The sequence below is a fragment of the Streptomyces sp. RP5T genome, from assembly GCF_003933965.1.
Classification (GTDB): domain Bacteria; phylum Actinomycetota; class Actinomycetes; order Streptomycetales; family Streptomycetaceae; genus Streptomyces.
Genome location: NZ_RSAJ01000284.1, coordinates 1 through 10,575, shown reverse-complemented (window position 1 = coordinate 10,575; position 10,575 = coordinate 1). Strand labels below are relative to the sequence as shown.

Sequence of the window (10,575 nt, the reverse complement as noted above, 5' to 3'; positions counted from 1 at the left end):
ACCCTCGACTCCGCCCACCGCCAACGACTCGCGGACATCCACCGCCGGCTCGACGCCCTGACCCGCTCGGACATGCCCGCGACCGACCTGCGCGCCCGGGCCGACGCCCTGGCCGCGGAGGTCAACTCCGTCCTCCAGGACGCCGTGGCCCACGCGCCCAAGGGCGACGCGCAGCAGGACGTCACCATGCACCGCCACCTGGACGGCTGGCCCAGCCGCTGACCCGGCCTCCGTCCGGCCCGTGGAAGCCATCCGCGGGCCGGACGGCCGCGCAGACCGTTGACATCGGCAGACCCTCGGCGCAGACTCGGCTCACTTAAGTGAAAAAAACTTCACTATGCGAACGCAGGCTATTGCGCGCACAGGGATTGCGCCCACAGGGATTGCGCGCCCAGCAGCCACCAGGTCTCCGAAGGGAACGCCCGATGCGTACCACCGTCGGCATCATCGGAGCCGGCCCCGCCGGCCTCCTCCTCGCCCGCCTCCTCCACCGCGCCGGCATCGACTCGGTCGTCCTGGAGAGCCGCGACCGCGCCTACGTCGAGCAGCGTCAGCGCGCCGGGATCCTGGAGCAGGGCACCGTCGACGTACTGCGCGCGGCCGGTGCCGGGGAACGCATGGACCGCGAGGGACTCCCGCACGACGGTATCGAGCTGCGCTACGACAGGAAGCGCCACCGCGTCGACTTCCCCGCCCTCACCGGCGGCCGGTCCGTGATGGTCTACGCCCAGACCGAGGTCTGCAAGGACCTCATCGCCCTCCAGCTGGCGGACGGCGGCCCGCTGCTGTTCGAGGCGGAGGCCCTGGCCGTCGAGGGCGCCGACAGCGACAGCCCGCGCGTCCGCTTCCGGCACAAGGGCCGCGAGGACGTCCTGGAGTGCGAGTACGTCGTCGGCTGCGACGGCTTCTGGGGCGTGGCCCGCAAGGCGGTCCCCGCCGAACTGACCCGGGTGTTCGAGCGGACGTACCCCTTCGCCTGGCTCGGCATCCTCGCCGACGTCCCGCCCTCCCACGACGAACTCGTCTACGCCCGCCACGACCGCGGATTCGCCCTGCTGTCCATGCGCTCCCCGTCCGTCTCGCGCCTCTACCTCCAGGTCCCCGAGGGCACCGACGCCGGCAGCTGGGGCGACGAGGAGATCTGGGACGAGCTGGAGCGCCGCTTCGAGACGGACGACGACTGGAAGCTGGACCGCGGGCCGATCACCCAGAAGTCCGTCACCCCGATGCGCTCCTACGTCCACGAGCCCATGCGGTACGGCCGGCTTTTCCTCGCCGGCGACGCGGCGCACATCGTCCCGCCCACCGGCGCCAAGGGCCTGAACCTCGCCGTGGGGGACGTCGTCACCTTCGCCGGGGCGCTGGCGCACCTGAGGGAGACCGGTTCGGCCGAGCGCCTCGACTCCTACTCCGAGACCTGCCTGCGGCGGGTGTGGCAGGCCGAACGGTTCTCGTACGACATGACGGGCCTCCTGCACCGGGCGCCCGACGCCACCGGCTTCGACGACCGGATGCAGCTGGCCCGGCTGGAGCGGATCGCCGGGTCGCGGGCCGCCGAGACCGACCTCGCCGAGGGCTACACCGGCTTCCCCTTCGGATGAGGCCCCTCCAGTGCCGGGAATCACGCCCGGGCGTAGCGTGTTGGCCGACACAACGAGGGAAGATCCTCCTCAAGCACTAGGGTCATTCCTTTGCCTACCCATTACTCTTGAGGGCAAGGTCCACAGACGGTGGCCATGGAGGAGTGAAATGAGGAGCAGCAACCCGGTCTTCTCGCGACGGGGGTTCAGCCGCGACAACGGCTACGCGGGTTTCAACACCGCGCCGCAGGCCGGGGGCGCAGCCGTGGGCACGCAGGCGAGCCCCTACGCGCAGCCGCAGGGCAACCCGTACGCGACCAACCCCTACGCCCAGCAGGACCTGCAGCAGGGGGCGCCGCCGCAGGCCCCGGTGAGCACCGGCCGGATGACGATGGACGACGTCGTCATGCGCACCGGCACCACGCTCGGCATCCTGATCGTGACGGCCGCGCTCGCCTGGGCGCTGCTTCCCGTCGACGACGCCAACATCGGCCGCTCGTACGGCATCGGCATCGGTGCCGCGTTGGTCGGCATGGTCCTGGCGCTCGTGCAGTCCTTCAAGCGCTCGGCCTCGCCCGCGCTGATCGTGTCGTACGCCGCGTTCGAGGGCGTGTTCCTCGGCGTGGTCTCCAGTGTCGTCGACAACCGCATCGCGAGCGGCGCGGCCATGCAGGCCGTGATCGGCACCCTGGCGGTCTTCGCCGCCGTGCTGATCGCGTACAAGGCCGGCTGGATCCGCGTCAACCGCCGTTTCTACGGCTTCGTGATGGCGGCCGCGCTCGGCTTCATGCTGCTGATGGTGGTGAACCTGCTCTTCGCCGCCTTCGGTGGCGGTGACGGTCTCGGCTTCCGCAGCGGCGGCCTCGGCATCCTGTTCGGCATCATCGGCGTCCTGCTCGGCGCGTGCTTCCTCGCCCTCGACTTCAAGCAGGTCGAGGACGGCATCGCCTACGGCGCCCCGCGCGAGGAGGCGTGGCTGGCCGCGTTCGGCCTCACGCTGACGCTGGTGTGGATCTACATGGAGTTCCTGCGGCTCATCGCGATCCTCAACAGCAACGACTAGTTCCCACGCGGACGGTGAAAGGGCCCCGGGTTCCCACCCGGGGCCCTTTCCGTGTGCGCGGCTAGAAGTACCTGCGCGCGGCCCTCCTCAGGTCGTACTCGTGGATGATCGCCTTGGCGTGGCCGTACGCGAGGTTGTGTTCGTGGCGGAGCCAGCTGACCTTTTCCTCGAAGCGGAAGAGGGCCGGGCCTTCGTCGACGGTGCGGAGCCAGTCGGACACTTCACGACCGGTGCAATGGGGGATGCGGGCGAGCATGTTGCGGTGGGTCTCCTCGGAGAGGACGTGGGACATCGGCGCCTCCGGACGCAAAGGGGATGTAAGCCGGTCCTTCAGGTCACGGTGCCTGAGCGTTCGCCCGTTGGCAACAGTCCCGGGGGGACGCGTACGGTTGCCCGGTGGCTGATACTTCGCGTCTGACCCGGGCTGTGGACCACTTCGCCGACCGTCTGCGGGCCGCGCCGCAGAGCCGCCTGCAGCGGGGTGCCGCAGCCGAAGCACTGGGCCTGGCCCGGGAGTTCGCCCGCCGGACGCAGGCTCTGGAGGAGCCCGGAACCGAGCCGCGCGAGATGCCGGACGCGGGGATGTTCGCCGCCGCCGACCAGATCACCGTGGCCGTGCACGACTTGGCCCTCGTCCTGACGGACGAGGGCCAAGTGGAAGAAGCGGTGGAGCTGGTCGCCCAGGCCCAGCAGCGGGCCGGGGTGTGACGCCCGCGGGACCACGTCCCGCGCGGACTCCTACAGGGACGCTATGACCCGGTCGGCGAGGATGTAGACGTTCTCCTCGCCGCAGGCGAACGTCAGCGTGTACGCGCCCGAGACGCCCGAGCCGCCCAGCAGGACCGGGGTCTCACCCGCGCGCAGGGCCGCCGCCAGGCGTTCGGCCGTCTCGCGGTGGCCCGGGGTCATGCACAGGGTCGTGCCGTCGGCGAAGACGTAGACGTCCAAGGTGCCGAGCGGGCCCGGGCGGACGTCGGCCAGTTCGGTGCCGGACGCGGCCAGGTCCTCCAGGGTGGCCACCGTGCGCTCGTGGTCGCCCACGGCCGGTGAGCCGACCGGCACGAAGTCCGGGTGGGAGGGGTGGCGGCGGCGGGCCGCGGCCAGTTCGGGGCTGTCGCCGGCGAACTCGTCCGCCTCGGCCGAGGACTCCGACACCGGCTCCAGGCCCACGAAATCGGCCTGCCTGGGCAGGAACATCTCACTGTCGGGCAGCCCGAGCAGCGAGGGCGCGTCGGAGGCGTCACGGGACTCCTGGGCGGCCCAGAAGGCCCGTGCCTCGGCGAGCTCGCGCTCGCGCTCCTCGGCGAGGGCCTCGGCCACGGCGGCCCGTATCTCGTCGACGTCAGCGGCCGGACGGGCGGCCGGTACGAGACCCCGCACGGGCGCGGTGTTGTTCCTGGCGAGCTCGGTGTGCAGGGCGGCGACCTGTCGGCGCAGCACCATGAGGGTGCGCAGGACGGCGACGCCCACGGCGCCCGTGGCGGCCGTGGTGACCAGCAAGGCGATCGGCATGGCGCTCACTGACGTACTCCCGGTTCAAAGTCGACCCCCGACTTCCTACATCAGCTTGAAGGGCGGACTATCCCTCTGTCAGTGCGTAACGTCACGAATCGGACAGGACTTTGGGTCCGAGGGTTACTGGTGAACGGCTCTGAGCTGCGCAAATCCCTGCGCGAAGGGAGATAGGTCACATCCTGGGGGAGATTGGATCACAAATGGGCCCAGAACCCTGGAGTTTCCCGGGTTCTGGGCCAAAGAGTGACGCTGGGTCTCCATACGGGCACGGAGAGTTGAGGCTAGCTCAGGCGCTCGATGACCATCGCCATGCCCTGGCCGCCGCCCACGCACATGGTCTCCAGACCGAACTGCTTGTCGTGGAACTGGAGGGAGTTGATGAGCGTGCCGGTGATGCGGGCGCCGGTCATGCCGAAGGGGTGGCCGACGGCGATCGCGCCGCCGTTGACGTTGAGCTTCTCCAGCGGGATGTTCAGGTCGCGGTAGGAGGGGATCACCTGGGCGGCGAACGCCTCGTTGATCTCGACCAGGTCGATGTCGTCGATCGTCAGGCCGGCGCGGCGCAGGGCCTGGTTCGAGGCGTCCACCGGGCCGAGGCCCATGATCTCGGGGGACAGGCCCGAGACGCCCGTCGACACGATGCGGGCGAGCGGGGTCAGGCCCAGCTCGCGCGCCTTGGTGTCGGACATGATCACGACCGCGGCGGCGCCGTCGTTCAGCGGGCAGCAGTTGCCGGCGGTGACCATGCCGTCGGGGCGGAAGACGGGCTTGAGGCCCTGGACGCCCTCCAGCGTGACGCCGGCGCGGGGGCCGTCGTCCTTGGAGACGACCGTGCCGTCGGGGAGCGTGACCGGGGTGATCTCGCGCTCCCAGAAGCCGTTCTTGATGGCTTCCTCGGCGAGGTTCTGCGACCGGACGCCGAACTCGTCCATGTCCTGGCGGGTGACGCCCTTGACGCGGGCCAGGTTCTCCGCGGTCTGGCCCATCGCGATGTACGGGTCGGGGAGCAGGCCGTCCTCGCGCGGGTCGTGCCAGGTGGAGCCCTCGGAGGCGGCGGTGGCCGCGGTGCGGGCCTGGGCCTCGTCGAAGAGCGGGTTGGTGGTGTCCGGGAGGCCGTCCGAGCTGCCCTTGGCGTAACGGGAGACCATCTCGACACCGGCCGAGATGAAGACGTCGCCCTCGCCGGCCTTGATGGCGTGCAGGGCCATCCGGCTCGTCTGCAGCGAGGAGGAGCAGTAACGGGTGATCGTGCAGCCCGGCAGGTGGTCCATGCCCATCTGCACGGCGACGATCCGGCCCAGGTTGTAGCCCTGCTCGCCGCCGGGAAGGCCGCAGCCGAGCATCAGGTCGTCGATGTCGCGCGGGTCCAGCTCGGGGACCTTGGCGAGGGCGGCCTGGATGATCGTGGCGGTGAGGTCGTCGGGGCGCAGGTCCTTGAGCGAGCCCTTGACAGCGCGGCCGATGGGGGAGCGGGCGGTCGAGACGATCACGGCTTCGGGCATCACGGCTCCATTGGCGTACGGGGGTGTTCTTCGGTCTTCGGGGCGTGGCTGCTTGGGAAGTTACCCGTACGTATGGCCCCGGTCACGGGGGTGACGGTGTGACCTTTGTCTAAGCGCTTGCTTTTCTCGCCTCCTGTGCGGGCGGTCCGACGACCCCGCCGGTCAGACACCCGAGGTGCTGGTGGTGGAGGACGGCTCCGTCGCCCGCACCCGCCGCCTGCGCCTGCGCTTGAGGAGGGCCCAGGGTCCCTTCGGGCCCGTCGGCATCGCGGCCGCGACCTCCGTACCGGCCTCCGCGGCCGCTTCCGCGGCCGCCTTCGCCACCGGCAGGAAGCCCTCGCGGCGGGAGACGTCCGGACGGTCCTCGTCGGCCGGCCACAGGCTCAGGGCCGCGCAGACCGTCGGCAGCACCGCCATCGCCGCCGTCGCGTACCCCTCGGCGGAGGGGTGGTAGTTGTCGGGGCCGAACAGCTCGCGCGGGTTCGCCTCGAACTCCGGGCCCAGCAGGTCGCCCAGGGACACCGTGCGGCCGCCCTGCTCCACCGCGCCGATCGTCTGCGCGGCGGCCAGCTGGCGCGAGGCCCGGCGGGCCAGCCACCGCAGCGGCTGCTGGACCGGCTCGATGGTGCCGAGGTCGGGGCAGGTGCCGACGACGACCTCGGCGCCGGCCGTGCGCAGCCGCCGTACCGCCGAGGACAGATGGCGCACGGAACGCGTCGCCGGCATCCGGTGGGTGACGTCGTTCGCGCCGATCATGATCACGCAGATGTCCGGGACCCGCTCGGGGTCCGCCAGCGTCAGCGCCACCTGCCGGTCCAGGTCGTCCGAGGTGGCCCCGGTGAGGGCGACGTTACGGAGTTCCACCGGGCGTTCCGCCACCGCCGCGAGCCCGGACGCCAGCAGCGCGCCCGGGGTCTGGCCCGCCCGGTGCACCCCCTGGCCGGCCGCCGTGGAGTCGCCCAGCATGGTCAGCCGCAGGGGCGGCTCGCCCGCGGCGGCGTAGACGTGGCCGTACCGGCCCTCGGCCTGCGGGACGTGCGGTGCCGTGCCGTTGCCCACCTGCCGTCTGGCCAGCCGCACCTCCGCCAGCAGCAGGCCCATGGCCGCCGCGCCGACCAGACCGATCCCGCCACCGCCGTACGCCGCTCCGGCCGCGATCCGCCTGGCCGTCCTCGCCCTCGACATGCTCGTCATACGTCGCCGCCACCTCCGTCGTACCCGCTACACCCACTCCTTGCCCCGCACGGACCGTGGCCCAATCCCAACGGGGAGTGAACGACCGTCATGGCGCCCGATCAGGCCATAGGCTGGCCGGACCACTAGGACCACTTCTTTTGCAAGCATCCGGAGACAACGGTGCAATTCCACGACTCGATGATCAGCCTCGTCGGCAACACCCCGCTGGTGAGGCTCAACAGCGTGACCAAGGGCATCAAGGCGACCGTCCTGGCCAAGGTCGAGTACTTCAACCCCGGCGGCTCCGTGAAGGACCGCATCGCCCTGCGCATGATCGAGGCGGCGGAGGAGAGCGGGGCGCTGAAGCCCGGGGGCACCATCGTCGAGCCGACCAGCGGCAACACCGGGGTCGGACTGGCCATCGTGGCGCAGCAGAAGGGGTACAAGTGCATCTTCGTGTGCCCCGACAAGGTGAGCACCGACAAGATCAACGTGCTGCGGGCGTACGGCGCCGAGGTCGTCGTCTGCCCGACCGCGGTCGACCCGGAGCACCCGGACTCGTACTACAACGTCTCCGACCGGCTGGTGCGCGAGACGCCGGGCGCGTGGAAGCCCGACCAGTACTCCAACCCCAACAACCCGCTCTCGCACTATCACTCGACCGGCCCCGAGCTGTGGGAGCAGACGGAGGGGAAGATCACCCACTTCGTGGCGGGCGTGGGCACCGGCGGCACCATCTCCGGCACCGGCCGCTACCTCAAGGACGCCAGTGACGGCAGGGTCCAGGTCATCGGCGCCGACCCCGAGGGGTCCGTGTACTCCGGCGGGTCGGGGCGGCCCTACCTGGTCGAGGGCGTCGGTGAGGACTTCTGGCCGACCGCCTACGACCGGACCGTCGCCGACGAGATCGTCGCCGTCTCGGACAAGGACTCCTTCCAGATGACCCGCCGCCTCGCCAAGGAGGAGGGCCTCCTGGTGGGAGGCTCCTGCGGCATGGCCGTCGTCGCGGCCCTCAGGGTCGCCGAGCGCCTGGACGAGAACGGCGTCGTGGTGGTCCTGCTCCCGGACAGCGGACGCGGCTACCTCTCGAAGATCTTCAACGACGAGTGGATGGCCGACTACGGCTTCCTGGAGGACGAGGGCCCCAGCGCCCGCGTCGCCGACGTCCTGAACGACAAGGTGCACGGCGCCATCCCCTCCCTCGTCCACATGCACCCGGACGAGACGGTCGGCGAGGCCATCGAGGTGCTGCGGGAGTACGGCGTCTCGCAGATGCCGATCGTCAAGCCGGGCGCCGGTCACCCGGACGTGATGGCCGCGGAGGTCGTCGGCTCCGTCGTCGAACGCGAGCTGCTCGACGCCCTGTTCGCCAAGCGGGCCTCCCTGGAGGACCCCCTGGAGAAGCACATGTCGGCCCCGCTGCCCCAGGTCGGTTCCGGCGAACCGGTCGGCGACCTGATGTCGGTGCTCGGCGCGGCGGACGCGGCGATCGTCCTCGTGGAGGGCAAGCCCACCGGGGTCATCAGCCGGCAGGACCTGCTGGCCTTCCTCGCCAAGGGCGGGAAGTGACGGCAAACCTCCGGTGAACACCGGGTGCCGCGGGCGGTCTTCCGGTTTCCTACCGAAAGAGTGGACTTCGCGGAACTGGTACGAGCGTGTCACGTCCGCGCAGCACACGCTTAACACGCGTCCGGCACATTGGTGGGTGTCGGCAGGGCGGGAGCGGCTCCCCGCCCCGGCCGGCGCCGAACGTCCAAGGACCTCCGGAGCGGCTCCCGGACCTCCATGGACGCCGGACGTGAGACCTGGCCTGACCCGGTCGACGTCCCTCGCGGGGACCGCCGTCGTCCCGCCCCCCGTTCACGGGGGTGCGGCGGTCCCCGCGATATCTCTTTTGCGGGCGGTGTCAGCGGGCGGGGCTGGAGCCGGATGCCCGGCAGCGTCGGCCGCTCCGCACATCGCGCCGAGGCTGACGAAGAGCGAGCTGACCACGCACATGGACGACGACGGGCTACGCGAGCGGACCGGTGGGCTGGTCGAGGCGACGGGCTCGCCGGCGGCCGCGGAACCCGCCGACCTCGTCGCCCACTTCACCAGCCGGCCCCGGCGGGTCAACCTGCGCCAGGTCATGGGGCCGCCGACCGCGCAGGTGTGAGGGCCGGGGTCAGGCCTCCCAGTCGCTGCCCTGGGAGGACTGCTTCGCGCGCCGGCCGCGGAAGAGGTCCGGGTTGACGCGCAGGGCCTGGAAGGCGTTGACGCCGACGATGCCGACCCAGGAGACCAGCAGGCCGGGCAGGTGGGCGACACCGCCGCCGATCGCGGACAGCGGGATCGCCAGCACCAGGGAGACGATGCCGAAGCCGAAGCGCTCACCGAAGGAGTCGGTGGGCTTGGGCGAGCGGGCGCCGCGGGCCGTCACCATCTGCTGCTCGGCGAGCTGCCGGCGCAGCCTGCGGTCCACGGCACCGTCGATGCGCTGGTCGACCTTCTCCAGGAACGAGTCGACCAGCGCGGACTCGTACTCCTCGCCCAGTTCCCTGCGGGCCTGCAGGGTGGCGTTGAGTTCCTTCTTGAGCTCGGGATCCCGCGCATCCATTCCGGTCATGGCATCCACGGTAGGCAGCGGGACCACCCCCTGCACTGGGGTTAGCCCCCCTGTTGCGGCGGGGGTCGTTCCCAGGCCGTACGGCCGGACACCCCGGTCCGGCCGACGGTCTCGCGCGGTTCACGCACGGGTGATGGACCACTCGTGGTTGTTGCTGCTCTCCGCCGCACACGGCCAGATGATCAGGTTCTTGTTCTGGTCGTTGTTCGCGTACGAGTCCAGGCACTGGTTCCGGCTGGCGAAGTTGCGGATCCAGAACTTGCCGTCCGCCTGCTTGTCCAGCCACCACAGCTGGTTGTCGGCGGTCGTGCCGTTGCACGGAAACTCCTGGACTTTCGTGGCACCGGGGCGGGCCCCGAAGTTGCCCAGGTCCAGACACAGGCCGTCCATGACATTGCGGATCTGGAAGAGAGGCACCCCGCCGGGACCGGCGCTGCTGTACTTCTTCTCCACGTTCCACAGCTGGTTGTCGTCCGTGGTGTTGTGGCACTGCGCGTGGATGACCGGGCCGTCGGCGGAGCCCTTGGAGAAGCCGGGGATGTCGACGCAGGTGCCGTTGGTGTTGTTCTTGATCAGGACCCTTGTCAGGATCGTCGGCAGAGTGCCGGACGCGGCAGCCGCGCCCTTGCTCGTCCTGGCCTTGCTCTTCTTGGCCTTCGTCGTCGCCGTCGCGGCCGGGCCGGGCAGCACGTGCTTCTCCACGGGGGAACCCGCGGCCTTCTTCACGCCGGCGCTCCGCTTGTTGTCCGCCTTCTTCCCCGGCTTCTTCGAGGCCGGTGACTCGGCGATGAACACTCCCGACTTCGCCCCGTCATCGTCCAGAACGGTTTCGGCGGCGGCAGGGGCCACGCTGTTGCTCTTGTCGTCATCGTCGTCGCCGGTGGCCATGACCAGCAGCGGTACGGCGATGAGAATGGCCCCGGCCATGGCGGCACCGGCCAGCAGGGGCTTCTTCGGACGGTTGGGGACGTCCTCGTCCCCGACGGGGGAGTCGCCACGGGTCACCACCGCGGCCGTGGCCGTCGCGCCGACACCGTTTGAATCTCCATCGGCGGATGCCGCCCCCGCCGTGCCCCTGCCGCGGCGGGACGCCCGGCCCCATATACCGCCTGCCCGTCCGCCGCTCATCGGTTC

At 70.8% G+C, this 10,575-nt stretch carries 11 protein-coding genes and 1 pseudogene; 6 read left to right on the top strand and 6 right to left on the bottom strand.

All coding sequences use genetic code 11. From position 1 onward, the window contains the following. The 3 genes and pseudogenes from EHS43_RS26200 to EHS43_RS26190 all read left to right on the top strand — a co-directional run. Positions 1-222 (top strand): annotated as a pseudogene (locus EHS43_RS26200) (hypothetical protein); the annotation flags it as partial. A gap of 203 nt (positions 223-425) precedes the next feature. Beyond that, positions 426-1,601: a 4-hydroxybenzoate 3-monooxygenase gene (locus EHS43_RS26195; protein WP_125193218.1), complete on the top strand. Its 1,176-nt coding sequence runs from the start codon at positions 426-428 to the stop codon at positions 1,599-1,601. A gap of 148 nt (positions 1,602-1,749) precedes the next feature. Next, a complete protein-coding gene (locus tag EHS43_RS26190; protein ID WP_125193217.1) occupies positions 1,750-2,643 on the top strand; it encodes a Bax inhibitor-1/YccA family protein in 894 nt (297 codons plus the stop codon). 61 nt (positions 2,644-2,704) lie between these two features. On the opposite strand, the gene EHS43_RS26185 is transcribed toward EHS43_RS26190, so the two are convergent. After that, positions 2,705-2,935, bottom strand: a complete 231-nt coding sequence (locus EHS43_RS26185) for a DUF4287 domain-containing protein (RefSeq protein WP_020120819.1) — start codon at positions 2,933-2,935, stop codon at positions 2,705-2,707. A 104-nt stretch (positions 2,936-3,039) separates the two neighbouring features. Between EHS43_RS26185 and EHS43_RS26180 the strand changes: the two genes are divergently transcribed. Continuing rightward, entirely contained in the window at positions 3,040-3,351 is a 312-nt protein-coding gene (locus tag EHS43_RS26180; RefSeq protein WP_185806413.1) for a hypothetical protein, read from the top strand. Between the two features lie 30 nt (positions 3,352-3,381). Here the strand turns inward: EHS43_RS26180 and EHS43_RS26175 are convergent, their stop codons facing one another. The 3 genes from EHS43_RS26175 to EHS43_RS26165 all read right to left on the bottom strand — a co-directional run bounded on the left by EHS43_RS26175 (position 3,382) and on the right by EHS43_RS26165 (position 6,854). After that, on the bottom strand, positions 3,382-4,155 hold the full coding sequence (locus tag EHS43_RS26175) for a hypothetical protein (RefSeq protein ID WP_185806415.1): 774 nt from the start codon (positions 4,153-4,155) through the stop codon (positions 3,382-3,384). A 284-nt stretch (positions 4,156-4,439) separates the two neighbouring features. After that, a complete protein-coding gene (locus EHS43_RS26170) occupies positions 4,440-5,660 on the bottom strand; it encodes an acetyl-CoA C-acetyltransferase (protein ID WP_125193215.1) in 1,221 nt (406 codons plus the stop codon). Between the two features lie 162 nt (positions 5,661-5,822). Continuing rightward, positions 5,823-6,854, bottom strand: a complete 1,032-nt coding sequence (locus EHS43_RS26165) for an SGNH/GDSL hydrolase family protein (RefSeq protein ID WP_125193214.1) — start codon at positions 6,852-6,854, stop codon at positions 5,823-5,825. 162 nt (positions 6,855-7,016) lie between these two features. Between EHS43_RS26165 and EHS43_RS26160 the strand changes: the two genes are divergently transcribed. Together EHS43_RS26160 and EHS43_RS46650 are read left to right on the top strand one after the other, a co-directional pair. Continuing rightward, a complete protein-coding gene (locus tag EHS43_RS26160) occupies positions 7,017-8,405 on the top strand; it encodes a cystathionine beta-synthase (RefSeq protein WP_125193213.1) in 1,389 nt (462 codons plus the stop codon). A gap of 427 nt (positions 8,406-8,832) precedes the next feature. Beyond that, a complete protein-coding gene (locus EHS43_RS46650; protein ID WP_185806412.1) occupies positions 8,833-8,991 on the top strand; it encodes a hypothetical protein in 159 nt (52 codons plus the stop codon). Positions 8,992-9,000: 9 nt separating this feature from the next. Here EHS43_RS46650 and EHS43_RS26155 read toward each other — a convergent pair whose 3' ends face one another. Next, complete coding sequence (locus EHS43_RS26155; RefSeq protein WP_185806414.1) at positions 9,001-9,432, bottom strand: hypothetical protein; 432 nt, start codon at positions 9,430-9,432, stop codon at positions 9,001-9,003. Between the two features lie 129 nt (positions 9,433-9,561). After that, a complete protein-coding gene (locus EHS43_RS26150) occupies positions 9,562-10,446 on the bottom strand; it encodes an RICIN domain-containing protein (protein ID WP_185806411.1) in 885 nt (294 codons plus the stop codon). Between the last annotated feature and the right edge of the window lie 129 nt (positions 10,447-10,575).